Raw genomic sequence first — 25,862 nt, 5'->3', positions numbered from 1 at the left:
GCACCGGGATCAGACCCCCCGGGAGAAGCGCTCGTCGAAGAGGATGCGTGCGGTCGCTTCGAGCTCCTCGCCCGTCATAGTCCCGTTCCGGGCTCGTACGACGAGTTCCGTGCGCCGACGGTGCAGTTCCGCTAGGAAGGAAGAGAGCACCTTATCGCGGCGCCATGTGGCGAAGCCCAGTCCGTCGAGCTGGTCGGTGACCTCCTGGAGTTCCTGGCGCGCCTCGGGATCGTCCTCGGCCACCGGTATGAGGCGGTACTGGGTGTCGATCAGGTCCTGGGTGTGTTCATCTAGTTGGCTTCGGAGGCGGAATAGGTCCGAGGTGAGCAGCCCGCCGGCCCCCTGGCCGCGCGGGGCGGTGTCCGGGACGAGCGCTGTGGTCCGTCCGTCGGCGTCCGTGTCGATTAACCGGATCTGCTCTCGCAGCATGTTCGAGACGAGGAGGGGCTCGTGGGTGGCGGCGACGAATTGCGAGCGCTGTCCATCGCCGAGCATGCTCTGGACAGACGAATACCAGCGCCGACTCCATCCGGGGTGGAAGTGCGCGTCGGGTTCGTCGAGGAGGAAGAGCGACTCCTGGCCTCGCTGCAGCCGCAGCAGACCGAGGACGGTGAGGATCTGCTGTTCTCCGGAGCTCAGTTGGTCCGCCTGGACGACGGCGCCATCCGCCTTGCGGACGCGCACTTCGACCGTCAGGTAGCCGGCCATCTGGAGGGTGGACAGGAGCCCAAACATCGACAGGTCGCTGTCGAAGAGGTTGCGGAAGGCGAGCACGTCCTCGAGGCTGCTCATGGTGAGGGCGAACCCGTCGTCGGGGGTGCCCGCGCTGTACAGCGGGTCCGATTCCGGCACCGGTCCGAAACGGCCTGATGCTGCCGCCTCGGTGAACAGTGCGCGCGGCGGCCCGCCCAGCCCCCAGTACGGCAGGGCTGACAACTCTTCCCCCACTGACGCGGGGGCACGCAGGTGCAGCGTGGCGGACACCACCCCGTCCACCCTGGCCTGCTCCTTAAGGTAGTCGCCGAAAACGTCCGCCCACTGGGCGGCCAGGGAGAGCAGGACCAAGGGGAGCCAGTCGGGCGTGCACAGGAATCCCGGGGCGTACAGCGGGCACGTGATCGGCAGCTCCAGCTGCTCCGACCACACCCCCTCCTCGTTCTCGGGCCGGTCCTGCCAGGCAAACCAGGACTCGGTCCACTGCTCGCGCCACGTCGCCAGTTCCGCCTCGGCGAAGTGCACGTGGCGCTCGAACTCGGAGCCCTGCGGGACCCGGCCGTGCACCTGATACCCGAAGACGTGGTCGGGAAGGTGGCGGAGCCAGTCGTGACGCGGTGTCTCGTCGCGCGACCCGGTGGCGTCCGTCACCCACATGACCGGATCTGCCTCGGCGGACGGCTGCACGATCTCGACGGTCGTGTTGCGGAGCCGGTAGCGCACCTCGTATCCGAAGTCCGTACGGCCCGAATGGCCTAAGGCGCAGCGGTAGAGAGCCCCGAAGAGCTCCGCGAGCGCGTGGAGGATCCGGGACTTCCCGCCTCCGTTGGGACCGATCAGTACGGCAATGGCCTGCCCCTTGTCGATGGCGCTCTCCAGGTCGAGGGCGAAGTCCCGCAGGCCGCGGTAGTCGGGCAGCCTCAGCTGCAGTAGCTGCATCGGATCCCCCTCAGCCGGACCGGAACGTACGGGCATCGCGAGGCGGCGTGAGTTCCTGCGCAAGCCTGGCGAACCGTCGCCAGGTGTCCTCCAGCCGCTCGGAGATCTGCTGGGCGATCAGGTGCGGCTCTGAAACCTCTCCCGGCTCCTCCTCGCGCAGATCGGCGTATAGGTCGAAGTTGGCTCCGGGCGTAGCGAGGAGCGCATCGACGGAGTAGGGCTTGAACGCCGGTGACGCGGTGCGGGTCTCGGGCGGGTGCCCGGGCCGGTAGGCGGCGACGAACGCGTCGAGACTGGAGCCCGGGGAATCGGCGACGGCCGTGTGTCCGGTCCGCGCGTCGTAGACCCAGAGGTGGCGGGTGGCCGGCGATCCGTCGGGGCGGGCCGCGGCCTTCTCGAAGAACAGGACGTTGAGCTTTACCCCTGAGAAGCCTGCAGAGAACCCGATGGGGAGGCGGAGCAGGGTGTGCACGTCGCACTGTTTCAGCAACTGTCTCCGTACCCGTTCCCCGGCGCCCTTCATGAAGAGGACGCCGTCCGGTACGACGACAGCGGCCCGTCCGCCGATCTCCAGCAGGGTATAGACGTGCTGGATGAAGTTGAGCTGCTGGTGGCTGGTGGCCTCCCAGAAGTCCGGCCGGACGAGGGCGAGGTCCTCGGCGCCATCGAGGTTGGACGCGCCAGTGGACGAGGTCACTGAGCGTCGCTGCCCCACGGGCGGATCAGTGAGGACGAGTGTGGCCCGGCGGCGGGGGCTTACCGCGAGGGAGTCCCGCACCTCGATGGCCGCCCGGTTGCCGTCGAGGCGTTCGACGCCGTGCAAGAACAGGTTCATGGTAGCGAGGCGCGTCGTCGCATCCACCAGCTCCGTCCCCCGGATCGCGCCGTGGGCCAGCTGCTCCCGCTGGGCGGGCGGGACACCCGGCGGGAGGTACCGGGCGATGTGCTCGAAGGACCGCACCAGAAATCCCCCGGTGCCTGCGGCCGGGTCCATGATCGTGTCCTCGACGGTCGGACGGCAGCACGCGACGATGGCGTCGATCAGCTCCCGGTGGGTGAAGTACTGGCCTGCGGCGGTCCGGTGGTCTTGAGCGCACCGGGTGAGGAACGCGTCAAAGACCGGGGCGCGCCACTCCGGCCGCTCGTCCCACCACGGGAGTCCCTCCTTGACCTGTTGAATCAGGTTCTGGAGGTGCAGCGGGCGGCGCAGGCGGTTCTGGGCCTTGTGGAAGATGCGGCCGACTACGCCGCCGCGCTCGCCAAGCTCCGCCAGCAGGGCGCCATAGTGCTGGATCAGTTCCGTGCCCTCGTGTAGCGCGAGCTCGTCCCAAGCGTCGCGCCCCAGGACGTCGACGCGGTTGAGGGGCCGGCGCCGCAACTCCTGCGCCGTCTTGAGGAAGAGCAGGTATGTCACCTGCTCTCCGTACTCCAAGGCTGTTAGGCCGTCGTCGGTCAGTGGCGGGAAGGAGGACCAAAGGTGCTCGGCCTTGCGCTCCACCTCAGGTCGGTTGACAGGCCGTCGGGCGGGCGTCGTCGGCGGCACGGTCACTGCTCCCTTGAGTCGTACGTCGTTCTCGCTACTCGGCGCTGCGCCGCGGGGCAGCCTGCCCGCGAGGGCCTGGTCCCGGCAGCCGTCGCGCAGCCGGTCCGCCATTGCCAAGGCTTCCTCGGCCGAGGCCGTAACGGAGGTGAGTCCGCTGTTCCACGCCTCCACGGAGGTGAGGAGCGTGCCTTGTTCGGCGAGTGGAGGCACGGGTACGGGGGTCTGCCGCAGCTGGTCGAGGCCGAGGGAGGCTAGGCCGGCTGTGCTCCGTGCGGCGCCCCGAAGCCAGCTTTGGCCGGGCCCGTTCGCGTACAGGGCGAGCAGCCGGGGGTGCAGGGCGTCCCCGGTCATACGGACCCGTGCCACGTGGTGGTTCGGTACGTACGTGCGATGTGAGGAGTCCTGTTCCCACACCCGGGCGAAGCCGAGGCTGTCGGGCTGTCCGCTCAGCACAAAAAGGACGTCACCGGGGCTCAACCGGGTCGCCTCCGCTCTACGGGCGTCCAGCCGCACCGTCGGTATCCGCTCGTGTGCCCAGCGCTCGCCCCGGAGCTCGGCCGGGCGCAGGGAGCCCACCTCGACCTCGTGCGGGTCGTCGGCACGCCGGCTGTTCGCCACGGGACCGCGTACAACTTCGGCCAGCTCGCCGAGGGTGACCCATCGCCATCCCTCGGGGACGGCGGGCAGGGGAGCGCGGTGGGAGCCTGCGGAAGACTCCGGGTCCGCGTGCGGCCCGTTCGTGGTGCGGCCGAGGACGCCCCGGTCGATCACGAGGGCGCGGAGGTCTTCCACCCGCCGCAGGATGTCGCGGACGGCGGCTTCCTCCTCGTCGACCCGGGCGAACCAGAAGGCGAGAGAGGTCTTGATCCGCTCCTGCTCTGACCGTGGGGGCAGCGGCAGCCGAACCCGTTCCAGATCCCGTGCCGCGATGTGCCCCATGCCGGCGCCCTGACGCACGGACGACTCGATCTGGCGCCGTACGGCACGGGTCGCCCACGCCAACACCAGGTACTCGGGATCGATCAGCCGCTCGTCGATCCTCACCCGCACCATGGTGCCGGGGTACGTCGTGGGCCCGGTGGTCTCGCGGACCAGGGCGGCCCGCCCGATCCGCGCCCCCGGTCCGCCATTGCGGCTCATCAGGATGTCGCCTGGCCGGATCAGATGGTCGGCCGCTTCCGCTTCCGCTGCCGACGCCCACGGACCTTCTCGGGACTCGGCGAGGTCGGCCGTCGCCGACCGCAGCGCGGGCAGGCGCAGGACGGGCACCCCTCCCGGGACGGCCTGACCGGACCGGCCCGCCGCCAGCGGCTCGCGCAACAGCTCGCCCAGCGGAACCTCGGTCCAGCCGGACGGCAGTCCCGCCCTCACGCCAGCACACTCCGCAGCTCGTCCAGCAGGCGGGCCGCACCCTGCTCGCCGAAGGCGCGCAGGAAGCCCGACGTGCCGCCCCTGAGGGTGAAGGGAACGGCGTCGAGAGATGCGGTGGCGAAGTGTCCGCCGGCCGCCGTGGCGTCCGCGATGTGCTCCATCCACCAGACCTGGTCGGAGTCGAAGGACCGTCCCCCGCGCTCCTGGTGGTCGATCCACGCGTCGAGCCGTCCGAAGACCTGGTCGCGGTAGGGGCGCGGGCGCGGCTCCAGGCCCGCTTCGTGCCGGACGAGGGCAAGGAGGTCCACGGGCCCCTTCGGTGTCCGCGGCCGACGGGGATCCGACACAGTGACACCGGCGCGTTCGTACGCGCTCCAGATCCGCTCCGCTGTGAGGCTATGCGGAGGTCGCGCCAGAGACTCGGCCCATGAGCGAAGCATCCGGACGTCCTCCTCGGCCAGGGCCCTTGTTCCGGTGATCAGCTCCCGCGCCGGGCCGTTGCCCGCCCGGAGGAAGGACCGCCAATGCTCCATGACCTCGGCGTCGTCGACCGTTGCGGCAGCGGCCGGTGCCTCGTACGCCTCCTTCTCTCGCCCCCGCTTCCTCATTGTGGAAGATTGACCAGCATGGTGCCGTGTGACGTCGACCGGATCCACGACCACGCAGTGGGTTTTGGCCGACGCGCCGGGGGTGACCGCCCGCAGTTCCGCCGGCGCGATAGGGCGCGTCCCGACAGCAAGCATCTGGAAGTACCGATTTGAGGACTTGACGTCCTGCAGGAACAAGAGGCATTCGACGGGGGCGATGTCCGCACCGGTGAGCGGGCCCACCACGACGATGACCCGCAGTTCGACTGTGTTACGGAACCGCGAGAGCCACAGGTGCGGTGACCCGCCGTTGAGTCTCACCTTCTGGCAAAAGCCAGGCCCCTGCCCGAACACCGTGCGCAGCGCGTCGACCACCTCGTCTGCATGCCGGTCGTCGGCCGCGTAGACCACGGTCTTGGGCAGCGCCACATCCTCGGAACCGAGCCACTCCCGCTCGGGGAACATCGACGGCAACCCCTCTTTGAACGCCGTGAGCGCGGCGTGGAGCGCTTGACCGCTCACCACGGAGCGACGGTGACCGAGGGTCTCCTTCGCGTCGAGGTCCAACTCCTCCAGGGTGTCGGCCGCCCACTCCGGTCGCGTGGCGGGGCCGCCAATGCGGTAGATGGTGATGTCCACGGCTCGGCCGTCGGCGACGGCGTCCGCGAAGGTGTAGGAGCTGACCAGATTGCCCTGGAAGACCTTCAGCGCCTGGTCCGTCGGGGTAGCCGTCAGGCCGAGCACCGGCGCGTCGAAGTAATCGAACAGCGCGCGCCATCGGGAGGAGACGGACCGGTGACAGTCGTCGGCGATAATGAGGTCGAAGAACTCGGGGGGTAGTTCGGGGCGGTAGCGGACTCCGGACGCCGGTTTACCCCCGGACAGGACGTTGTGAAGCCGCTGCACGGTGCTCACAACGACCTCCTGGGATGGCACGACGTCCGAGCTCAGCCGCTCCACCCGATACGACTCGGTGAACTTCCGGCCGTCTTCGCCAGGACCCGAGTACGCCGCGAAGGTGGCCAGTGCCTGCTTTTCGAGGTCCACCCGGTCAACTAGGAAGAGAATTCGACGGGCCCGGGCGTGCCGCAGCAGGCGGTAGGCCACGGTGACGGCCGTGACCGCTCGGCCGCCCCCCACAGCGATCTGGACAATGGCCCGGCGCTCGCCACGGCGCAGCGAGCTCTCGAACGCCCGGACCGCGTCGTACTGCCACGACCGTAGAACACTCTGGGCATAGCCATCATCATCGAGGTCCGGAAGACGGCGGCGCACGCGGCCCCGAAACGTCGGCGCCTGGGGATCGGCCACAGCCTCCCGCAGCCAGCGGGCCACGGTATCCGGCTGGTGGAAGCTGAAGATCTCCCGGAAGCGCGGCTCGGGGTCATCCCCGTTCCGAAACAGCACCCGGACGCCGTCGGTAGCGTAGGTGTAGGGCATCCGCTGCTCCGCGGACGCCGTCGACGGGGTGCCAGCCTCACCGGGCCGGGCCAGCGCAGCCCGCAGATCCTTGCCGCGGGGCCGCACCTCAACGGTGCCCACCGGCCGGCCGTCGACGCGGAGCACGTAGTCTCGTCCTGCTGCCTGGTCCGGTTGCGCCGCGCCCCGCACCGCAACCCCTCGCACCAGTAGCTCGTGCGGCGTGTCAGAATCATCCCGTACGGCCCATCCTGCCTCGGTCAGCAGATCCGCGACGCGCCACTCCGCCTCCAGGAGGGCCGAACGTGCCTTCAGGGGCGCGTGGGTGGCCGTCTCAGTGGGCGCACGCCGGTCGAAGGACCGCCGCAGCACGGGGGCGTACTCGTCGAGCAGAGCAACCCGGGTGGCCAAGCCAGTCACTTGCTCCCGCACGGGGATCTGCCGGTGCGGTGAGCCTACTGGGGCGTCCTCCCATTCGGCCGGCGGGACGAAGGAGAGCGCGTCACGCACTCCGGTCCGCAGCCGGAAGTACCAGACGCCCAGGTCGAAGCAGTGGCGTACGAGACGTCGGGCACGGGGCCGGTCGTCCGGTCCGGCCTCGCCGTCTGGTGTGAGGTCGCCGGAGCGGCGCAGTTCGGCCAGCACGCGGTGCACCGGGCCGTCGCTGGAATCCGGACCGAGCAGCCGGACGGACTCCGCGGTCAGGACCTCCGCGAACTGCCGGGCCTGGGCGAGGGACCGTTTCGGGCGGTCGTGCGCGTCGGCCTCAGCACCCGCGCCGTACACCAGTAGGAGGGGTTCCAGCGGCAGCAGAAAGCCGAAGTTCGCGGAAGCGGCGGCCAGCTCCGCCAGGGCTTCCTCGACAGCCACCTGGTGCACTCGCCCACGTTCCCTTCACTCTTCGTTAGCATCACCGGCGACCGTGGCACGGCGTCGAACAGGCACCCCAAATCTATCGCTTCAGGTCGGGCCTCGGGGCCCGACCTGAAGGGACTGAGGTTCCCCCGAGACACGGAGGATGGTGATAGAGGGTCAGAGGGTCCGCATGATGGGAACATCGGAAAATGGCATTTCCTGCCAGCTCTCAGACGCCAACAGGACCAAAGCCCACGCCTGGACCAGGTGCCAGAAGCCACCCCAAATACAGTGGAGCACAGGCGCGACTGTTGGCCGCGGCTTCCGCTCAAGTCACCGCAGGGTCTCAGCTGGTGTACCGTCCACCGACACATCACTGGTGGCGTGGGAGTTGGGGGCTTCGGGTGATCGGGTTGAAGATCCCGGAGATCTACTGGGACGACAAGAAGGCTGTGCGCCTGCTGGGTGAGTACTTCACCCGACGACGCTCATGCGGTGACCTGCTTTATTCCGGCGCGTGTTTCGAGCGCCTGGGCGGGGGCGGGGACGCCGAGTACGTCGCGTACTGCTTCGACAGCAACGACCTGGTGGCCATCACCACGCTCAGTGTTTTCCTGGAGCCGCATGGCGCGATCAACTTGCTGACCGACCCCGACGGGCACTGGGCGCGCCTGCTGTCGCTCATCCCTCGTGACGCACGTTTGGAGGATGCCCGAAGCGATGTGCTCATAGTGGAAGGCGGACCGGCCTGGGAATTATGGGAACGCCTGGCCGGCACCAAGCAGCACCCCGGCAAGCCCGACGGCAGCGGCCCGGTTGTCGCAGGCAAATTGCTGGCCCGCATGCGTCCCCACCTCCTCCCCATCTACGACATCCGCATCAAGCAGCTCTTTGAACGACCGAAGACAGACCACTCCTTCTGGGCAGCGCTGGCTGCGGCCCTGCGGGCGGACAACGGCGCCCTCTACGATCAGTTGGCCCATCTCCGCGACAAGGCGGGGATCGGTGAGGACATCGGCATCCTGCGTGTGTTCGACGTCATCGCCTGGATGCATCAAGGACGGCAGGGGCAGGTCCCGACGAGTTGAGCTCTCGAGAGGAGTGCAGCGGAAAGGCGTAGGCGGAGGTCACGAGCTGGAAGTCTGATCGACTGCCCCCCAAATTCGATGTGCCTCCGATGACGCATCATGTGGAGTGCGTCGAAACCGCGAGCCCACGACCAAGGGTGTTCGAACGTTACTTCCACTGGCTCGTCGGTGATGCGCTGATCTTCACCACCATCACCAAGGGCCGGGCCAGCCGCCGCCTCAACGGCGGCAACTGGCGCTGACAGACTGGCTGGCCCTCGACGGCGCCTGTTACTTCGGCAGCGACGGCGAGCAGCAGCCCGCCCCACACTATCTGCCGCACTCCATGCGCCATACCTGCCTCGTGGCTCGTTCAGGGGGAGTATCGCTCTCGTTTTCCCTCCTATAGGCGCCCAACCCGAGACAATGCAGAGGACATGGGTGATCTGACTGCCGCGCATCGGGTATGAGTACCAGGACCTGCTAGATGTACTGACCGGGCACGTTGATTGAGAACAGGGGACCTGATCGGCAATCACGATGCGGGGGTTGAGTGTCTGTCAGCCAGGTCCCCGGCGAGCTGACTGATGCGTGCGCGGGCCGTCTCAGGGGCGAGCACCTCGATGTGGTCGCCGAACTGAAGAAGCTGACGCACCGACTCGATGTCGGGGTAGCGCACGACGACGACGCACGAGCCTTTTTCCGCGTCGGAGACATGGTGGATGCGGGTGCCGAGGATGCGCCGCGCCAGGTCGAGACCCTTTTCCGGCAGGCGGATGGTCACGCTCACGCGATCTTGCTCCTCAGTGCGTTTCTTCAACTCGGCCCATCTGGTGCGGAGGGTTTCGCCTGGTTGGAGCACGGCTGGTGCGTCTAGCTGTTCGAAGGCCGAAAGTCGTTCCAGAGCGAGCAGCCGGCTGTCGCCCTGGTCATCGGCGACGAGATACCAGCGACCTGATTTCGCCACGATCCCGTACGGGTCGACCACCCGTGTCGAGGCCTGGCTCTCGGCGCTGCGCCGGTACAGGATTCGAAGGCGTCGCCGGTGTCGCAGGGTCGAGGCCAGATCCGATACTTCGACCGCTGCCTCGGGGGCAGCAAACCACGCGGTGCTGTCGACAAGCACAAGGTCAGCCAGCCGCAGCGGGCTCGGCGACTCAGGTGCTGCAGCCTGGCGGGCGGCGATCTTGCGCTCGGCCGACTCCCACACCGCAGTTAGGCCCATTCGCTCACGTAGTGCGCTGTCCAAGCCGGCCACGGATAGGGCCTCCAGTTCTGGTGGTTCCAGATGGGATGCGCTGAGCCGTGCACTGGGGAGCAGGACGATCCCGCCGTTCCGCCCACGTTCGGCATAGACGGGCACGCCCGCTGTCGATAGCGCCTCGACGTCCCGCAGCACAGTCCGCCGGGACACCTCAAGACGCGAGGCGAGCTCCGTGGTAGTGAGCCGCTGACGGGTCTGCAGGAGCAGCAGGAGATGCAGGAGCCTTGAAGCCTTCATGCTTACCCATGTTCTCAGAAAAGGTGACAGGTTCCGTCGCGATTGGGTGATCCACTGGGTGCTGGACCGAGAAATCAACGAGTTGAGGAGCACTCCGTGCCCGCACCGAACCTGTTCCTGATCGGCGTCCGCGACGCCGAGGCCGCCACCGCCTTCTACAGCGACCTGTTCGAGATCGAACCGACCTTCACCAGTCCCCACTACGTAGCCTTCGAAGCTGCCCCCGGTGTCCTGTTCGCACTGTGGACGGGCTACAGCGAGCACGCGGTCCCGAGCCTCCCTCGTACGACAGAGATCGGACTCATGGTGCCGGGGCCATCGCAGGCGATTGACGAGATCTTCACGAGGTGGGCCTCGAAGGGGGTCCACGTTGTGCAGGAGCCGCATGATGCTGTCTTCGGCCGCACGTTCGTGATTACGGACCCTGACGGCAACCTCATCCGAGTCTCCCCGGTCGATTGACCTGCACTATCCTGTGCCGTTCAGAAATCTGTCGCGGCAGGTCAGGCCGCGTGTCTGTACTCGTTGATCAGGCCGCCGAGGACGCGAGTCTGGAGTAGTCGTCGCGGAGTGCTCGAGTCGGTCAATGGTGCGGTCCGGCTGTCGGTAAGGGGCGGACGTTGCTCTCGAGCCTGATGGGGGCGATGGCCGTTGTAGTGCCGGGCGTAGACATCGAGGACGTGGCGAGCGTGGGTCTCGTTCCAGATCAGCACGTGATCGAGGAGTTCACGCCGCAGTGTCCCGATGACTCTCTCGCAGTGCGCGTTCATCCGTGGGGCCCGCGGGCGGTCTGGACGGTTTCGATGCCCTCAGCTTCGAAGACCGCGTCGAAGGATTCTGTGTACTTGCTGTCCCGGTCGCGGATCAAGAAGCGCAGCGACTCGAGGTGCACGTCCACCTCAAGAGCGAGGTTGCGGGCCTGCTGGGCCGTCCATTGCGCGGTCGGATGAGCGGTGACGCCGGCGATGTGGAGGCGGCGCGTGCCGTGCTCGAGGAAGACCAGCGCGTAGACCCGGCGAAGGCTTGCCAGGTCGATGTGCAGGAAGTCGCAGGCGATGATGGCCTCGGCTTGGGATGTCAGGAACTCGCGCCACGTCGGCCCGGCGCGGCGGGGAGCCGGGTCGACATCGGCTGCAGTCAAGATCTTCCAGACGGTGGAGGCGCCGATCCTGTGGCCCAGCCGGGCGAGTTCCCCCTGGATCCTGCGGCAGCCCCAGCGCGGGTTCTCCCGCGCCAGCCGCAGCACCAACTCCTTCACAACTTCCGCTGTCGCTGGCCGGCCCGGCCTGGTCCGGCACTCGCTGTAGTCCCACCTGCGTGCAACGAGGCGCCGATGCCAACGGAGCAACGTCCCTGGCGTAACAGGGAACACTTGCGCCCAGCGACGCCGGGGTATCAGCGGGGACAATGCCGCGAACCACAACCGTTCCGCCCACTGATACCGCACCGGACTCGCAAGTTGCCTGCGCAGCACCGCGTTCTCGTGCCGGAGCACGAGCAATTCAGCATCTCTGGACGTCCGCCGACGCAGCAACACCGCAGGAACCGAGAGCAGCTTCCGTGTGACCTGATACACCAGTGACACGATCACCTGGACATGGTCCCAGCACGCCCGCTGATCCCGCCAGACCGCCTACGACCTGCAACGACGCATTCCTGAACGGCACAAGAACGAGCAACTCGACGTCCTTGGACGCGGAGGAACGCCCGAGTAAAACAAACCAGCTGAGCAGCCGAGTGATGACCAGGTAGAGCAGGCGTAAGGACACGAAGGACGATTTTGCCTGGCCTGTGATGCTTCATCGATTCTTGCTGGTCACGGGGCAGGGCCGAGTTCTGGAACCCCACAGGGTGCTTCCGGTATCTCATCCGTGATCGGGACAGCAAGTTCACCGCCGCATTCGATGCCGTCTTCACCGGCAACGGCATCGCCGTCATCCCAACCCCGCGGCAAAGCCCGCGGTCCAATGCGTTCGCCGAACGGTGGATACGCACAGCCCGTACTGAATGCACCGACCGACTCCTCATCACCGGCGAACGACACCTACGCACAGTCCTCAACCAGTACGCCCAGCACTACAACGCCGGACGAGCCCACCGCAGGCTCGATCTACGAGCACCAGACGACGACCCGAACATCATCCCCCTGCCCGCTGCCACGGTCAGGCGTCGACAAGTACTTGGCGGACTACTCAACGAGTACCACACCATGCCACTCCGACTGTCTCACCATCCACAGGAAACGCCCAGCTCAGCAGCCTGATCGGCATATTGACACCCTTCAGGCACCTTCTATCCGCTCGGCGAGCGGCTTGCGGACCTCATCTCCACGGCGCCCAGTGAGCTGCCGAAGACTGTGCACGACGATGCTCGCGCGTTCGCGAAAGGCGGCACACCGCACGACGACGTCGCCGTGCTCAGTGTGCGCCGTTCGCCTCACGCCTGAACACCGATCGTGCGTGGCGGCAGCCGGGTGCGGTCACATCACCTGCTCCCAGGTTCCCTGGGAGTCGAGGTAGAAGTCCTCGCCGACCATGAGGCCGTCGCGGAACGGGATGACGATGGCCTGCCTTGCCCGGTGCACGAAGTCGTCGTCGACCGTGCCCCCCTCCGGCAGGGGGATGCCCGCCTCGACGAGTGCCGCACCTGACATCCGCAGGCGTGCGTAACCGTCCCAGGCGATGGCATCGTCGTTGATGAAGAAGTGCTCGACCTCGACCTCGATGCTGTCCATGTCCAGCGAGCCGTTCGCCATATTCGCAAGGTAGTTGGCGCGCACGGTGTCCCTGTGGACGGCCGACCCGCCGCTGTGCTCGACCATGACCGGATCGCCGTAGTAGTGGTAGACGCAGTCCTCGACCAGCGTCGCCATCGTCCGGTCGATGTCGTGGTCGCGTACCTCGGCGACCGAGTGCTCGATGAGGAGGGCGATCATCGCGGCGTGCCTCGGATTCTTCGTCTCGGCTTTCCGTGCTTCCAGGAAGTCGACGAACCTTGCCATGTCGGGCTTGCGAGCCCCCACCCGCTTCTCGTCCTCGTGTCGTTCAACCGTAGCCATGGTCTCTCCTCAATGTGGGGTAATCGGTGAGGGCGTTGGGGCCGCATGCACCGGCTGCCGTGTGGGTTCGGACATGTGCAATGGGCGAGAGGGGGGTGGTCAGTTCGGCCAGGAGCCGTCGACGGACAGGTCGCCATGGCCGCCCTTGCGGGTGGTCCTGGGATCCGGGTCGGGCCATCCGGCAAGGTGGAGGTGCATGGTGCTCGCGGCGGTCATGACTTCGATGAAGTACGGTCCATCCGCCTCGACGGCCCGGCGAATCGCGGGGGCGAGCTGCTCCGTCTTCTCCACCCGCTCGCCCGGCACGCCCATGCCCTGGGCGACGGCGGTGTAGTCGGTCTCCGGAAGGTCGGTCCAGTGTTTGAGCGGGATGGAGCCGGGGCCTCCGTGTTCGCGGCCGCGCCGGCCTCCGTACAGCCCGCCGTTGTTGAGGACGATGCTGATGACCTTGAGCCCGCGCTCTGCGAGCACCGAGAGCTCGCCGCAGTCGTAGTAGAAGCCGGCGTCGCCGCCGAGGCTCACGACCAGGCGGTCGGGTGCGGCGAGCTTCGCCCCGATCGCCACCGGGAGCGAAGAGCCCAGTGCCGCGTAGTGGAAGCCCAGGGGCGCGGCGAAGCCGTCCGGATACTTCGACTCCTGGTACGTCATGCCGGGCACCGGGAATCCTTCGTCGTTGACGAAGACGGTGCCTGCCGGAACCTCCTCGGAGAGGATCTGGCCGACCGCGGCCGGCATGATCGGGTCGGTGCCGACGAACGACCTGAGCGTCTCGGCGTAGGAGCCCTTGGCCGCCGCGATCTCGACCGCCCGTGCCCTGTCCATGCGGTGTCGGCTCTCCGCGCCGGAACCCTCGATGCGGCTGTTGAGCTGGCCGAGGAACACCTTCGCATCGGCGACGAAGCCCAGCGTCGGCTGGAAGATCCGGCCGAGCTGGGACTGTTCGACGTCGACGTGCACGACGTTCGCAGGCTTGGCGAGGGACCACGACAGGGTGGCCGTCTGGGAGAAGGAGAACCCGACGGCGATCCACAGGTCGGCGTCCTCGGCCACCTTGGTGCCGGTCCCGAAGTATCCCCACCCGCTCATGTCACCCGCGTAGAGCGGATGGTCGTCCGGCAGTACCGCCCGGCCACCGGCCCCGCTGGAGACCACCGGAATGCCGGTCGTGTCGACGAACCGGCGCAGCTCGCGTGTGGCGTCGGCCAGGTGGATCCCCGCGCCGGCCAGGATCACCGGCCGCTCGGCGGCCTCGATCATTTCCAGCGTCCGCCGCACACTCGTCTCGCCCGCCGCGGGCGGCTCCGGCACAGCGAGCGGTTCGGTCCTGACGGTGGTCCGCTGGTACATCGCGCCCTGGGTGAGGTCGAGCACCGCGGGGCCGAACTTGCCGGTGCTCGCGGCGAGTACGGCCTGCCGGGCAGCCAAGGGGAGGTCCTCGCCGTCGACGACGCGTTTGATGTACTTCGACAGCGGCTTGAGCGCCGGGTACAGCTCGGTGGCGTCCTGCAGGATGTCCCGCATGTCCCAGGCCGCCGCGCTCTCCATCAGCATGAGTACCAGGGGAGTGGAGTCGAGCTTGGACGCGTACACGACCGGGGAGGCGTGCAGCGCGCCCACACACCAGGTGAGCGCTGCGGACGCGGCCCGTCGCTTCATCCGGTTGTAGCCGTAGGACATCCATGCCGCGGACAGCTCGTTGCGCGCGTTGAAGTCCTTGATGCCGCCGTGCCCGATGATGCTGCGCTCCAGGCTCGTGGAGACCCCGCCGGTGTAGCCGAAGACGTACTCGACCCCGGACGCGGCCAGCGTCTCCACGAGGGCGACAGACCCCTCGCGGAAGGGCACTTGCGCGTCCGACCCGGTACGTACCGCCTCCAGCGGGGCCCGCTCGCGGAACGCCCCGAAGACCAGTTCGACGTGGCCCAGGAGCAGGTCACCCTCGACCTCCGCCTCGAAGTGCATGGGGGTCGGGTTGTCACCCATCGGGCAAGTCCACGTCAGGCTCGGCCCGTTGACGGTTCCCGTGCCGGAGCCCACACCGTCGGGATGTTCGAACCGTACGGCCAGCGCGGCACCGTCACGGGCCAGGGTGAGAACACCGCTCTGCGGTGGCAGCGTCCTCGGACGCAGGGTGAAGTTCCACTCGCCGTCGATCTGTGTCGCGGGCGCGTCGGCCGTTGTCATCGAATGCTCCTCCATTGCTCCTCCAGGTGCCTCGTGCCCTCGCGTCTCAGGCGCCGGCGGTGCCCCGCAGCCGCTCCCGCAGCTCGCCGCGGCGGATCTTGCCCGACACCGTCTTGGGCAGCTCGGTGACGAAATAGATCTGTCGCGGGTACTTGTACGGCGCGGTCGTCCGCTTCACGTGCTCCTGCAACTCCTTGGTGAGCTGCGGTGAGGCTGCGATGCCGGGGTGCAGGATCACGAACGCGGTGACGATCTGAGTGCGCTGCGGGTCGTCCTGCCCGACGACCGCCGCCTCGACGACCGCGGGGTGCTCGACGAGCGCCGACTCGACCTCGAAGGGTCCGATGCGGTACGCCGAGGACGTGATCACGTCGTCCTTGCGGCCTTCGAACCAGAAGTAGCCGTCCTCGTCGCGGCGCGCCTTGTCGCCCGTGAAGTACCAGCCGCCGGTGAACGCGGCGGCGGTGGCATCGGGGTCGTTCCAGTAACCCGCGAAGAGCCCTACCGGCCGTTCGGGCTCGACGCGGATGGCGACATTGCCCGCTTCACCCACCGGCACCTGCGTGCCCTCGTCGTCGACCACGGCGACGTCGAAACCGGGAACCGGCTTGCCCATCGAGCCGCTGCGCACCGGCAGACAGCGGAAGTTGGCCAGCACGTTGACCGTTTCGCTCTGCCCGTAGCCGTCGTGGACGAGGAGCCCACGTGTGCCCTCCTGCCAGATGCGGATCACCTCGGGGTTGAGCGGTTCGCCGGCCGACACGCAATGACGCAGGCGTGACAGGTCGTGGCTCGCCAGATCGGTGGTGACCAGTGAGCGGTAGAGCGTCGGTGGCGCGCAGAACGTGGTGACTCCGTGGCGCCCGACGGTGTCGAAGATCAGGTCGGGATCGGGCTTGCGCATATCCATCTCCAGGACGGCGGCGCCCTGAGCCCACTGCCCGAAGAGTTTGCCCCACGCCGCCTTTGCCCACCCGGTGTCCGACAGAGTCCAGTGCAGGTCGCCGGGGCGGAGGTCCTGCCAGTAGCGCGCCGTGACCTGGTGGCCGATCCCGTAGCTTGCCTGGGTGTGCGCGACCATCTTGGGGTACGAGACCGTGCCGGACGTGAAGTACAGGAGCATCAGGTCGTCGGCGGCGGTCGGGTCGGCGGGCTTCGGCGCGTCCGAGGAACGGTCGAGCAGAGTCATCAACTCCCGCCAGCTGGCGGAAGGTCCGGGGCCGACGACGATGCGGTGCGCGAGCAGCGGAAGTCTCCCGGAGACCTCGTCGACCTTCCCTGCCCCCTCGCCGTCGGTGATGACTGCGACCGCGCCCGAGCGGTCGATCCGGTACGCGATGTCCCCGGAGGTCAGCTGAGGCGTGGCCGGCACGGGGACGGCGCCGATGCGGATCGCGCCGAGCATGGCCACATACCACTCGGCGATCCGAGGGAGCATGACGAACAGCCGGTCGCCCTTCCGGACACCGAGCGCAGCGAGCGCATGACCCATACGCCGACTCGCCAGGACGAGGTCGCGATAGGTGAATTTCCTGTCCGTTCTGCCGTCGGAATGCAGTACCAGCAGGGCGAGTTCGTCCGGCGTCTGCCGGGCCTTTCGTTCCAGGACATCCGATACGAAGTTGAAGCGTTTGGGAACCCGCCAGCGAAAGGCGGCCCGTTCGGCGTCGTAATCCTCCATGTTGGGAGCGGCATCGCGTCCCGGGCGAGTTACCGACATGCCTTCCTCTCTCCAGCGCCGCAGTTTCCGGTGACTTCGTCAACTACTTTTGGCAGCAGGGATGTTCGAGTCTTGGCCCGTTTCGCTCCTGCTGTGAACCCTTCGAAGGGAGGGGTGGCGCCCCTTCTTTCGGATGCTCGCCCCGGTCGGATCGCGCGGCTAGGTTCACAGGCCGTCGCCAACACCACGACGGAGGGCGGACGGTATGAGCGTGAAGGAATTCCGGTTCGACGGGCGGGTCGCGGTCGTCACCGGTGCGGGCAGCAATCCTGGTCTCGGACGGTCGTACGCGATGCTCCTGGCCGCGAGGGGTGCCAAGGTCGTGGTCAACGATCTCGGCGTCGGTCCCGACGGGCGCGGGCAGATCGGCCCCGGTGCGGAGGCCGTCGTCGCCGAGATCCGCGCGGTCGGCGGGGAAGCCGTCAGCGACGGCCACTCCGTGGCGGAACGCGACGGCGCACGGGCGATCATCGGCGCCGCCCTGGATGCCTGGGGACGCGTCGACATCCTGATCAACAACGCGGGCATCGCCCCGTTCGCGCGCTTCGACGAGATCAGTGACCAGGACATCGAGCGCGTGGTCGGTGTCCACCTCATGGGCCACATCTGGATGTGTCGTGCCGCATGGCCGCACATGACCGAGCGCGGTTACGGCCGCCTCGTCAACATCAGTTCTGGGGCCGCGCTCGTCGGCCTGCCCTTCCAGTCGATCTACGCCGCCGCGAAACTGGGCATCGTGGGCCTCACCCGATCCTTGGCCGCCGAGGGGGCGGAGCACGGGATCAAGGCGAACGCCATCGCGCCGTATGCCGACACCGTCGCGCTCCAGACGATGCTCAAGCCGCATGTCAGCGAGCGGAACCGGGCCTCGGGGATGGTCCCGGAGGCGGTGGCACCGGTGGCGGCATGGCTCGCCCACGAGGACTGCACGGTCTCCGGCAAGCTCCTGGACACCTCCGCCGGGTCGATGAGCGAGGCGTTCCTCAGCCGTACCGCCGCCACCGGGCCGGACCCGGGCCTGACCATCGAGACCGTGTCGGCTGCGGTGGGGCGTGCGCTGGACCGGTCGACGGGGGCTCCGTATCCCAATGCCGGCGAGTTCATATACGACGAGGTCAGGTAGAGGGTGTGACGCGCCTCACCGACTGACCAAATGATGGCAATGGTCAGTTTGGCTATTGTGAGGTCATGGACATCAGCGTGGGCAAGGCGGGACGCGACTCCGGCACGGCGGCACGGATCCTGGCCGCGGCGAAAGGGCTTGTGCTCAAGCGCGGAGTGAAGGGCGTCACCGTCGCGGAGATCGCGGCCCGTGCACACGTCGGCAAGGGCACGCCCTACCTGTACTGGCCCGCGAAGGAAGACCTGGTTTTCGACCTGTTCGCCAGGGAGTTCCTGGCATTCGCCGACGACGGGATCGAGGCTCTGACCGCGGACCCGGAGCTCGGTCGCCCTCACCGGCTCTACCCCTATCTGGTGTGCAGCGCTCTCGACCGTCCGTTCGTGCGAGCCATGGTGGTTGGTGATGCCGATGTGCTGGGAGCCCTGGCCAGCCATCCGCGCAGCGAGGAACTGCTTGCGACACTCAGCCCCGCCGCGCTTCTGACCGCGGCACTGCCGATAGTGCGCCGGCACGGGCTCGTCCGGTATGACTGGGCCGTCGAGGAACAGGCTTACGCGCTGCACGCGCTGATGGTGGGCTTCTCCCAGGGCCTCACCCGGACGCGCGTGCCGGGTGACATCACCGTCACCGACCCCGTGACGACCATGTCCGCAGCGGTCACCGCTCTGCTGGGCGAGCAGCGGGCCGACCGGGCCGATGTCCGCGCAGCCACCGACGAAGGAATCAGACTCCTCAGAGAGCGACGGGAGGCGGCGTCCGCTCTGGCCACCGCACGAGAGACGGAGAAGGCGAAGGCGTCGGCACCCGTACGGCGCGGGTGAGGAGATGAAGATTCTCCTGGTCGACGACCAGCCGGTGGCGCGCCGAGGGCTGCGCGTGGTCGTGACCGAGTCTTTCGGGGGCTGCGAGGTCCTGGAGGCCGACAACGCGGCGGCCGCTCTCGATATCAGCCGACTTGAGCGTCCCGGGATGGTGCTCCTGGATGTCAGGATTCCCGGCCCCACTCCACCGGACGAACTGTGCCGTGCATTACGCGAGTTGCTTCCCGAAGGCGTCCTCGTCCTCGTGACCGCCGTCGACGACGTGTCGGTCATTCACGCATGCCTCGACGCGGGAGCGGACGGATGCCTACTCAAGGACGTGTCGGAGGTCCACCTGGGCGCCGCGCTGCGGGCGATGGCCGCCGGTGCGTTTGTGGCCGACCCCCGGATCGTCAGACAGATCGGTCGTGAAGCAGCAAAGCCGTTGGTCGCTGAAGCCGTGCGTCAGGCGACGCAGGGGTACGCCACGCAGCCCGGTCGGACGGACGGCGAGCAGCAGCCGAAAGGCGCGGTATTTCTCACGGACCGCGAACATGACGTACTCAGGCTCCTTGCGCATGGCTACTCGAACCGCGCGATTGCCCGAGAGCTCTTCCTTTCCGAGACGACCGTAAAGGGGTACGTGCGGGGCCTGCTCACCAAACTGGAAGCCCCGTCCAGGCTCGTGGCGGTGATCCGCGCCTGTGAACTGGGGTTGGCGTCACTTCCTGAGCGAGGATCAGGAAGAGCGTAACCGCCGTGTTCCCAGTAGGTGAACCCTCACAAAGGAGGGTATGGTTCCCTCCTTTTGAATCTGGCCGGCGTCGGTCCTCCCGTGGTCGTCTTGTTTCGAGCGCTTCGCAGGAACCTGCACAAGAGTCGCGCTCGACGGCAAGGAATGGGAAGCATGCAGATATTGGTGGACCGGGGGAAATGCCAGAGCTACGGCAATTGCGTCGTGGCCGAGCCGCGGGTTTTTGATCTTGACGAGGACGGGATCGTCAAGGTCCTTGTCGACGCTCCCTCGGAGGAGCTGCGTGACCAAGTGAAGTACGCCGTGCTCGGCTGTCCGGCACGAGCGCTTCACCTCGAGGGCTGACGATGGCCCGCAAACGACGCGTCGTCGTGGCCGGTGCCTCACTGGCCGGCGTACGCACGGCAAGGGCTCTGCGTGACCGCGGTTTCGACGGCGAGGTCGTACTCGTGGGGGCTGAGGAGCGCCTGCCCTACGACCGGCCGCCACTGTCGAAGAAGCTTCTCGCGGGCGAAGTGTCCCTGAGCAGCATCCAGTTGCTGTCCCGCGATGAGGCGGATTCGCTCGACCTGGACCTGAGACTCGGATGCCGGGCGAGTGCCCTGGCCCCCGCCCGACGGATGCTGGCGCTCGATACCGGAGAACAGCTCTGCTACGACGACCTGGTGATCGCGACCGGTAGCGCCGCCAGGGTGCCGACCGACTGGGAGGCTTACGCGGGCGTCCACGTGCTGCGTACCGCCGATGACGCCATCGCACTCCGGTCCGCGCTCGCCGGCTCGCCCCATGTGGCCGTCGTCGGCGGCGGCTTCATCGGATGCGAGGTGGCCTCGACCGCCCGCGGCCTGGGATGCGACGTCACGGTGATCGAGCCACTCGCGGCGCCGATGGCGCGGGTGCTCGGCGACGAGATGGCCCTCGACCTCGCCGGCATTCCCCTGGACGCGGGCGTACGGCTGCGCTGTGGCGCGGCGGTCGAGCGGCTGGAAGGCAACGAGCGCGTGGAGCGGGTCCGCCTCACGGACGGCAGCGTCGTCCCCGCCGACGTCGTGGTTGTCGGGATCGGGGCGCGGCCGGTGACCGACTGGCTGTCCGGCTCGGGCGTGAGCGTGGCCGACGGGGTCCTGTGCGACGAGCACTGTGCCACCTCGGTCCCCGGTGTGTACGCGGCGGGCGACGTGGCGCGCTGGCACAATCCGCTCTTCGGACGGGAGATGAGGATCGAGCACTGGACCAACGCGACCGAGCAGGGTGCCTTCGTCGCCCGGACGATCCTTGAGGGCCCGCGGTCCGGTGGCTACGCGCCGGTGCCCTTCGTCTGGTCCGACCAGCACGGGGTCAAGCTCCAGATCGCCGGTGTTCCGGACCCGTCCGACCGGGTCCGGATTGTCGAGGGCTCGGTCGCGCAGCGGCGCTTCGTCGCGCTGTACGAACGGGGCGAGCGGACTGCCGGCGTGCTCGCGGTCGATTCACCGCGAGGAATGGTCACGTACCGACGCAGGCTGGCGCAGGACGATGCCGCCGAAGGCCCGGCCGGTGCTCGGTTCGCGGCACGTCCGGTCGCGCAGCCAGGAGATTGAGACATGACGAAACAGATATCCGGCTTGGAGAAAACGGTATGACCGAGCTGAACGAGAAGCCCGAAACGCGTGCTGGGCGGCACACGGGTACGGTGGGGCCCGGTCCGCTGAACGGATCGATGCAGACATTCCTGTCCGAGGTCCAGAGCGACCTGGCGCAAGGGATGCTGTCGCCCAGGGTGCTGAACGACCCCGAGTTGCACCAGGTCGAGCTGGACCGCATCTTCACCAAATGCTGGGTGTTCGTCGGCCATGTTTCGGAGATCCCCAACAACGGTGACTACCTCCTGCGGTACGTGGGCGAGGACCAGTTCATCCTCGTGCGGGACGAACAGGGCGAGATCCAGCTTCTCTTCAACAGCTGCATGCATCGCGGTTCTCCGGTGTGCCGGGCCGAGAAGGGCAACAGCTCGCACTTCCGGTGTCCGTACCACGGCTGGATCTACAAGAACTCGGGCGACTGGAACGGCGCGCCCCAACGCGCCCGCGCTTACCGGATGTTCGACGGCGCCGACTGGGGCCTGCGCAAGGCACCGCACGTGGACACCTACCAGGGGCTGATCTTCGCCTGCCTGGACCCGGACGCGGTCTCGCTGCGCGAGTACCTGGGTGACATGTGCTGGTACCTGGACGTGCTGCTCGGACTCAACGAACAGGGCATGACCACGGTGGGAGATCCGCACCGGTGGGCCGTGCCGTCCAACTGGAAGTCGGGCGCCGACAACTTCGTCGGCGACGCGTACCACGTGATCGCGCTGCACCAGTCGCTCGAGGAGATCGGGGTCCTCGGCGGGGACGTGGCCAAGGGAGTCGGCAGCAACTTCCACGTGGCGCTCGACGGCGGGCACGGCCTCATCGTCACGCACATGCCCATGCCCGAGCCGCTGGGGTACATGGGCTTCCCGCCCGAGGTGCACTCCACGTTCGACCTCAAGGGACTCGACGCGGACCAGCGTGCCTTCCTCGACGCCGACCACGGGGTGGTCGGATTCACCATCTTCCCGAACCTGTCGTTCTTCCGCTCCTTCGGCGCGACGGAGCCGGGCAAGCCGCCGGCGACCTTCACGCTGCTGCGGCAGTGGCAGCCGAAGGGACCCGAGAACTTCGAGCTGTGGAACTGGTCCCTGGAGTGGAAATCGGCTCCGAAGGAGTTCAACGATGCGGCATACCGTGCGGGCGTCAGCTCCTTCGGCCCTTCAGGGATCTTCGAGCAGGACGACACCGTCGCCTGGGCCGGCGGACCGCCCACGGGTCGCTCGGTCTTCGCGCGCAAGACCATGAAGTTCAACTACCAGATGGGTATGGAGGGCATGGGCGACTACGCGATCCGGGAGGACTGGATCGGGCCCGGGACCGTCAGCACCACCCCGTGGGGTGAGATGAACCAGCGGCGCTGGTGGCACCAGTGGGCCGACCGGCTGATGGCTCAGTGAGCCCGGCGGGACAGGGAACGAAGGGGAATGCGATGACGGTGGAACAGGCCATCACGGCCCTCCCGAGTGTGGAGTTGGAGCGCTCGTGCATTCAATTTCTCTACCGGGAGGCGGAGTTGCTCGACAATACCGACTACTCCGGCTGGTTCGAGACCTGCCTGTCCGAGGAGCTCGAGTACCGGATACCGATCCGCACCACCCGGGTGCGGACGTCGCGTGACGCGGAGTTCAGCACGACCGGGTTCCATATGATGGATACGTACGGGACCATGCGGACGCGGGTGAACCGGCTCCTCACCGAGCACGCATGGGCGGAGGACCCGCCCTCGCGTACACGGCGGGTGGTGACGAACGTACGCGTGCGGGAACTCGGGCCGGACACTGCGGAGGTGAAGAGCTACCTCACGCTGTACCGCTCCCAGGGGGACACCACCGAGTACGACCTTATCGTCGGCGAGCGTCAGGATGTCCTCGGCGTGGAAGACGGTGCGTGGCGGCTGCGGAGCCGGCTCATCCTGCTCGACCACACCATTCTCGGTACCGCCAATCTCGGCGTCTTCCTCTGAGCCGGGCCTGACATGACAGCGTACGAAGACAACGCCGCGGACGGATCCGACAGCGGCACATCGATCCAGATCTCCAACGAGTTCGCCACCATCCGTCTGCGTAAGGTGCACACGCGCAACGGCGAACGCCTGGAGATCGTGGCCCCCCGGCGTGGGCTCCGGATCCTGCTCGACGCTGTGGAGCTCGAGAGCCTGACCTGGCAGACACCAGAGACGTTCTCCGGCTTCCTGCGGGCCTCGATCGGGCGTGACCGCGGAGAAGACGAGTCGCGCATGCCTTGACCGAGCGGGCAGGGGAGCTTCGGCCGCGTATCGACATCGATGCACGGCCGAAGGCGTGGTCGGCCCGGTCATCGCATGGTCCGGTCGAATTCCTCCGGGGTGAGTGCGGGGCAGGGCAGGGGTGTCGCGTCGTCCCGGTCGTTGCGCAGGCCGTCCAGGATGAGGGTGAGGTAGCGCTTCCACAGATCGGGCGCGACCGCCTGGCTGTGCTGGGTGACTGCCCCGAGCATGAGCTGGATGAGGGGGAAGTCGGTCGGCTCGATGTCGTCGCGCAGCCGGCCGGCCTCCTGGGCGCGCGTGAGGATGGCGCGGAGGTTGGGGGTGAGGCGTTCGTGGAGCGCGTTGGACCGGGCCTTGCCTTGCGCACTCTCGAGGAGCACCTCGCGCAGTCCGCGGCTGTGGGCGAAGTCCTGGCCGGCGGCGGCGAAGATCTGCACGAGCCCCTCCCAGGGGTCCTCATGGGCCAGGGCGGCTTCTGTGAGGTCGATCAGGTGCTGCAATGCGTCTTCGAAGACGGCGTCGATGAGTTCCTCGCGGCTTGCGAAGCGGCGGTATGCGGTGCCGACGCCGACGCCCGCGTGGCGGGCGATGTCGTCGAGGGTGACGTTCAGGCCGCGCTTGGAAAACAGCTCCTGACCTGCGGTGATAAGGCGCTGCCTGTTGCGTTCCGCGTCCGCCCGCAGGGGGCGTTTCTGTGGGGTTCCGGGGAGGGTTCTACGGCTCATGATCCCACTGTACCCAGGTAAGTGGAGATGGCTTCTCCGATTTGCTGCTACGGTGGACGCAGTAAGCGGAGAAGACATCTCCACTTGGATTTTCGTGTTCGGAGACACCGATGAGCGCACTCACTCAGGAGGCGAACCCGCCTCAGCCGGACCCGGCGACCGGACGGGCCGCCGACCGGAACGCCGATCGCCGACACCGGCACCGCTGGCTGATCCTGGCGGTCATCGCGGTGGCCCAGCTGATGGTGGTCCTCGACGCCACTATCGTGAACATCGCCCTGCCCTCGGCCCAGGCGGACCTGGGCTTCTCGGACGGTGACCGTCAGTGGGTCGTCACCGCCTACTCACTGGCCTTCGGCAGCCTGCTCCTCATCGGCGGGCGCATCGCGGACCTCATCGGCCGCAAGCGGGCTCTGATCATCGGGCTGGTCGGCTTCGCCGGCGCCTCCGCGCTGGCCGGTGCCGCCTCTGGCTTCGAGATCCTGGTGGCCGGGCGGGCCCTGCAGGGTGCCTTTGGCGCGCTGCTCGCGCCCACCGCGCTGTCGCTGCTGACGACGACGTTCACCGATGCCAAGGAGCGTGCGAAGGCATTCGGTATCTACGGTGCCGTCGCCGGTGCGGGCGGTGGCGTGGGGCTGCTGCTCGGCGGCTTCCTCACCGAGCACTTCGACTGGCGCTGGACGCTGTACGTGAACCTGATCTTCGCCGTCATCGCGCTGGTCGGTGCCCTGGGGTTCCTGCCCAGGCAGGGTCGCGACCCGCACGTGAAGATCGACGTGCCCGGCACCATCATGGTCACCGCCGGCCTGTTCGCCCTGGTCTACGGGTTCTCCAACGCCGAGCACGACGGCTGGAGCTCCGTCGGCACCTGGGGATTCCTGGCCGCGGGTGCGGTGCTGATCGCTGTGTTCGTGTGGCTGCAGAACCGGGTGGAGCACCCGCTGCTTCCGCTGCGGATCCTGCGTGACCGTGACCGGGGCGCCGCCTCCATCGCCATGTTCGTCTCGGCGGCCGGCATGTTCGGCGTCAACCTGTTCCTGACGTACTACCTGCAGCAGATCCTGGGCTACTCGCCGATGGAGACCGGTCTGGCCTTCTTGCCCATGATCGCCGTGGTCATGATCGCCTCGACCCTTGCTACCACCGTCCTTGCCCCGCGCGTTGGACCCAAGCCGATCGTGCCGCTCGGCATGGCGCTGTCCGCGGTGGGGCTGCTGTGGATGACCGGCCTGGACGCCGACTCCACGTACCTCGCGCACGTCATGCCGCCGCTGCTCGTCTTCGCCCTGGGCCTCGGCCTGGTGATGTCCCTGGCCATGTCCACCGCCACCGCCGGGATCGACCCGGCCGACGCCGGTGTCGGCTCCGCCAGCGTCAACACCATGCAGCAGGTCGGCGGCTCGATCGGCACCGCCCTGCTGAGCACCCTGGCCGCGAGCGCCGCCACGGACTACATGGCCGGCAAGACGCCCACCCCGGACGTGGTCACCCACTCCGCGCTGGAGAGCTACTCCACCGCCTACATGTGGTCCGCGATCTTCTTCGCCGTCGGCGCGGTCGTCTGCGGCCTGATGTTCCGCCGCGGCGCCACCGAGCAGGACCCGGACGCCGCACCCACCGTCCACATGTGACCGCCGCCCC

The 25,862-nt window shown here is 67.8% G+C and carries 20 protein-coding genes and 1 pseudogene; 12 read left to right on the top strand and 9 right to left on the bottom strand.

All coding sequences use genetic code 11. The features are described 5' to 3' along the window. Window positions 1-9: 9 nt before the first annotated feature. From ACH4TL_RS41540 to ACH4TL_RS41530, 3 genes are read right to left on the bottom strand one after another with little or no spacing between them, the layout of a single operon-like run. On the bottom strand, window positions 10-1,653 hold the full coding sequence (locus ACH4TL_RS41540) for an AAA family ATPase (protein WP_398329144.1): 1,644 nt from the start codon (window positions 1,651-1,653) through the stop codon (window positions 10-12). 10 nt (window positions 1,654-1,663) lie between these two features. Continuing rightward, the gene (locus ACH4TL_RS41535) at window positions 1,664-4,567 is read right to left on the bottom strand and encodes an N-6 DNA methylase (RefSeq protein ID WP_398329141.1); all 2,904 of its coding nucleotides are present in this window, start codon (window positions 4,565-4,567) and stop codon (window positions 1,664-1,666) included. Beyond that, on the bottom strand, window positions 4,564-7,452 hold the full coding sequence (locus ACH4TL_RS41530; RefSeq protein WP_398329139.1) for a DEAD/DEAH box helicase family protein: 2,889 nt from the start codon (window positions 7,450-7,452) through the stop codon (window positions 4,564-4,566). Before ACH4TL_RS41530 ends, ACH4TL_RS41535 begins: the two co-directional genes overlap by 4 nt. A 380-nt stretch (window positions 7,453-7,832) precedes the next feature. Between ACH4TL_RS41530 and ACH4TL_RS41525 the strand changes: the two genes are divergently transcribed. Beyond that, complete coding sequence (locus tag ACH4TL_RS41525) at window positions 7,833-8,516, top strand: DUF6308 family protein (RefSeq protein WP_398329136.1); 684 nt, start codon at window positions 7,833-7,835, stop codon at window positions 8,514-8,516. 514 nt (window positions 8,517-9,030) lie between these two features. Here the strand turns inward: ACH4TL_RS41525 and ACH4TL_RS41520 are convergent. Further along, a complete protein-coding gene (locus ACH4TL_RS41520) occupies window positions 9,031-9,996 on the bottom strand; it encodes a helix-turn-helix transcriptional regulator (RefSeq protein ID WP_398329133.1) in 966 nt (321 codons plus the stop codon). 96 nt (window positions 9,997-10,092) lie between these two features. On the opposite strand from ACH4TL_RS41520, the gene ACH4TL_RS41515 reads away from it, so the two are divergent. After that, complete coding sequence (locus ACH4TL_RS41515) at window positions 10,093-10,458, top strand: VOC family protein (protein WP_046929261.1); 366 nt, start codon at window positions 10,093-10,095, stop codon at window positions 10,456-10,458. A gap of 41 nt (window positions 10,459-10,499) precedes the next feature. Here the strand turns inward: ACH4TL_RS41515 and ACH4TL_RS41510 are convergent. Further along, window positions 10,500-11,587, bottom strand: a pseudogene (locus ACH4TL_RS41510) (integrase core domain-containing protein). 210 nt (window positions 11,588-11,797) lie between these two features. Here ACH4TL_RS41510 and ACH4TL_RS41505 point away from each other — a divergent pair. Next, window positions 11,798-12,259, top strand: a complete 462-nt coding sequence (locus ACH4TL_RS41505) for an integrase core domain-containing protein (protein ID WP_398329186.1) — start codon at window positions 11,798-11,800, stop codon at window positions 12,257-12,259. A gap of 216 nt (window positions 12,260-12,475) precedes the next feature. Here the strand turns inward: ACH4TL_RS41505 and ACH4TL_RS41500 are convergent, their stop codons facing one another. The 3 genes from ACH4TL_RS41500 to ACH4TL_RS41490 form a co-directional block, all read right to left on the bottom strand. Next, the gene (locus ACH4TL_RS41500; protein WP_398329130.1) at window positions 12,476-13,054 is read right to left on the bottom strand and encodes a nuclear transport factor 2 family protein; all 579 of its coding nucleotides are present in this window, start codon (window positions 13,052-13,054) and stop codon (window positions 12,476-12,478) included. A gap of 99 nt (window positions 13,055-13,153) precedes the next feature. Further along, window positions 13,154-15,238 (bottom strand): thiamine pyrophosphate-binding protein, encoded by a 2,085-nt coding sequence (locus ACH4TL_RS41495; RefSeq protein ID WP_398329127.1) that lies wholly within the window; start codon window positions 15,236-15,238, stop codon window positions 13,154-13,156. A gap of 46 nt (window positions 15,239-15,284) precedes the next feature. After that, window positions 15,285-16,919, bottom strand: coding sequence for an acyl-CoA synthetase (locus tag ACH4TL_RS41490; RefSeq protein WP_398329124.1), 1,635 nt, complete (start codon window positions 16,917-16,919; stop codon window positions 15,285-15,287). A gap of 244 nt (window positions 16,920-17,163) precedes the next feature. Here ACH4TL_RS41490 and ACH4TL_RS41485 point away from each other — a divergent pair, with 244 nt between their 5' ends. From ACH4TL_RS41485 to ACH4TL_RS41450, 8 genes are all read left to right on the top strand, one after another. Next, the gene (locus ACH4TL_RS41485) at window positions 17,164-18,081 is read left to right on the top strand and encodes an SDR family NAD(P)-dependent oxidoreductase (protein WP_398329121.1); all 918 of its coding nucleotides are present in this window, start codon (window positions 17,164-17,166) and stop codon (window positions 18,079-18,081) included. Between the two features lie 65 nt (window positions 18,082-18,146). Next, a complete protein-coding gene (locus tag ACH4TL_RS41480) occupies window positions 18,147-18,902 on the top strand; it encodes a TetR/AcrR family transcriptional regulator (RefSeq protein WP_398329118.1) in 756 nt (251 codons plus the stop codon). Window positions 18,903-18,906: 4 nt separating this feature from the next. Further along, window positions 18,907-19,635: a response regulator gene (locus tag ACH4TL_RS41475; RefSeq protein ID WP_398329115.1), complete on the top strand. Its 729-nt coding sequence runs from the start codon at window positions 18,907-18,909 to the stop codon at window positions 19,633-19,635. Between the two features lie 153 nt (window positions 19,636-19,788). Further along, on the top strand, window positions 19,789-19,980 hold the full coding sequence (locus ACH4TL_RS41470; protein WP_398329112.1) for a ferredoxin: 192 nt from the start codon (window positions 19,789-19,791) through the stop codon (window positions 19,978-19,980). Window positions 19,981-19,982: 2 nt separating this feature from the next. Further along, on the top strand, window positions 19,983-21,215 hold the full coding sequence (locus ACH4TL_RS41465) for an NAD(P)/FAD-dependent oxidoreductase (RefSeq protein WP_398329109.1): 1,233 nt from the start codon (window positions 19,983-19,985) through the stop codon (window positions 21,213-21,215). A 38-nt stretch (window positions 21,216-21,253) separates the two neighbouring features. Beyond that, a complete protein-coding gene (locus ACH4TL_RS41460) occupies window positions 21,254-22,648 on the top strand; it encodes a Rieske 2Fe-2S domain-containing protein (protein ID WP_398329106.1) in 1,395 nt (464 codons plus the stop codon). 32 nt (window positions 22,649-22,680) lie between these two features. Further along, a complete protein-coding gene (locus tag ACH4TL_RS41455) occupies window positions 22,681-23,214 on the top strand; it encodes an aromatic-ring-hydroxylating dioxygenase subunit beta (RefSeq protein ID WP_398329103.1) in 534 nt (177 codons plus the stop codon). 12 nt (window positions 23,215-23,226) lie between these two features. Further along, window positions 23,227-23,496: a hypothetical protein gene (locus ACH4TL_RS41450; RefSeq protein WP_398329100.1), complete on the top strand. Its 270-nt coding sequence runs from the start codon at window positions 23,227-23,229 to the stop codon at window positions 23,494-23,496. 68 nt (window positions 23,497-23,564) lie between these two features. On the opposite strand, the gene ACH4TL_RS41445 is transcribed toward ACH4TL_RS41450, so the two are convergent. Continuing rightward, window positions 23,565-24,221 carry a TetR/AcrR family transcriptional regulator gene (locus tag ACH4TL_RS41445; RefSeq protein WP_398329097.1) on the bottom strand — a complete coding sequence of 219 codons (657 nt, stop codon included), beginning with the start codon at window positions 24,219-24,221 and terminating at the stop codon, window positions 23,565-23,567. A 110-nt stretch (window positions 24,222-24,331) separates the two neighbouring features. Between ACH4TL_RS41445 and ACH4TL_RS41440 the strand changes: the two genes are divergently transcribed. Further along, window positions 24,332-25,852 carry an MFS transporter gene (locus ACH4TL_RS41440; RefSeq protein WP_398329094.1) on the top strand — a complete coding sequence of 507 codons (1,521 nt, stop codon included), beginning with the start codon at window positions 24,332-24,334 and terminating at the stop codon, window positions 25,850-25,852. Window positions 25,853-25,862: the final 10 nt, after the last annotated feature.

Origin of the sequence: Streptomyces sp. NPDC021115, from assembly GCF_044333065.1 — a bacterium.
GTDB lineage: Bacteria > Actinomycetota > Actinomycetes > Streptomycetales > Streptomycetaceae > Streptomyces.
This window is presented reverse-complemented; position numbering and strand designations above follow the sequence as displayed.

What these genes read in the sequence shown, in the direction of transcription:
- ACH4TL_RS41540 (WP_398329144.1), bottom strand. Translation starts at nt 1,653, where the DNA reads ATGCAGCTACTGCAGCTGAGGCTGCCCGACTACCGCGGCCTGCGGGAC.
- ACH4TL_RS41520 (WP_398329133.1), bottom strand. Translation starts at nt 9,996, where the DNA reads ATGAAGGCTTCAAGGCTCCTGCATCTCCTGCTGCTCCTGCAGACCCGT.
- ACH4TL_RS41500 (WP_398329130.1), bottom strand. Translation starts at nt 13,054, where the DNA reads ATGGCTACGGTTGAACGACACGAGGACGAGAAGCGGGTGGGGGCTCGC.
- ACH4TL_RS41495 (WP_398329127.1), bottom strand. Translation starts at nt 15,238, where the DNA reads ATGACAACGGCCGACGCGCCCGCGACACAGATCGACGGCGAGTGGAAC.
- ACH4TL_RS41490 (WP_398329124.1), bottom strand. Translation starts at nt 16,919, where the DNA reads ATGGAGGATTACGACGCCGAACGGGCCGCCTTTCGCTGGCGGGTTCCC.
- ACH4TL_RS41485 (WP_398329121.1), top strand. Translation starts at nt 17,164, where the DNA reads ATGAGCGTGAAGGAATTCCGGTTCGACGGGCGGGTCGCGGTCGTCACC.
- ACH4TL_RS41480 (WP_398329118.1), top strand. Translation starts at nt 18,147, where the DNA reads ATGGACATCAGCGTGGGCAAGGCGGGACGCGACTCCGGCACGGCGGCA.
- ACH4TL_RS41475 (WP_398329115.1), top strand. Translation starts at nt 18,907, where the DNA reads ATGAAGATTCTCCTGGTCGACGACCAGCCGGTGGCGCGCCGAGGGCTG.
- ACH4TL_RS41470 (WP_398329112.1), top strand. Translation starts at nt 19,789, where the DNA reads ATGCAGATATTGGTGGACCGGGGGAAATGCCAGAGCTACGGCAATTGC.
- ACH4TL_RS41465 (WP_398329109.1), top strand. Translation starts at nt 19,983, where the DNA reads ATGGCCCGCAAACGACGCGTCGTCGTGGCCGGTGCCTCACTGGCCGGC.
- ACH4TL_RS41460 (WP_398329106.1), top strand. Translation starts at nt 21,254, where the DNA reads ATGACCGAGCTGAACGAGAAGCCCGAAACGCGTGCTGGGCGGCACACG.
- ACH4TL_RS41455 (WP_398329103.1), top strand. Translation starts at nt 22,681, where the DNA reads ATGACGGTGGAACAGGCCATCACGGCCCTCCCGAGTGTGGAGTTGGAG.
- ACH4TL_RS41450 (WP_398329100.1), top strand. Translation starts at nt 23,227, where the DNA reads ATGACAGCGTACGAAGACAACGCCGCGGACGGATCCGACAGCGGCACA.
- ACH4TL_RS41445 (WP_398329097.1), bottom strand. Translation starts at nt 24,221, where the DNA reads ATGAGCCGTAGAACCCTCCCCGGAACCCCACAGAAACGCCCCCTGCGG.
- ACH4TL_RS41440 (WP_398329094.1), top strand. Translation starts at nt 24,332, where the DNA reads ATGAGCGCACTCACTCAGGAGGCGAACCCGCCTCAGCCGGACCCGGCG.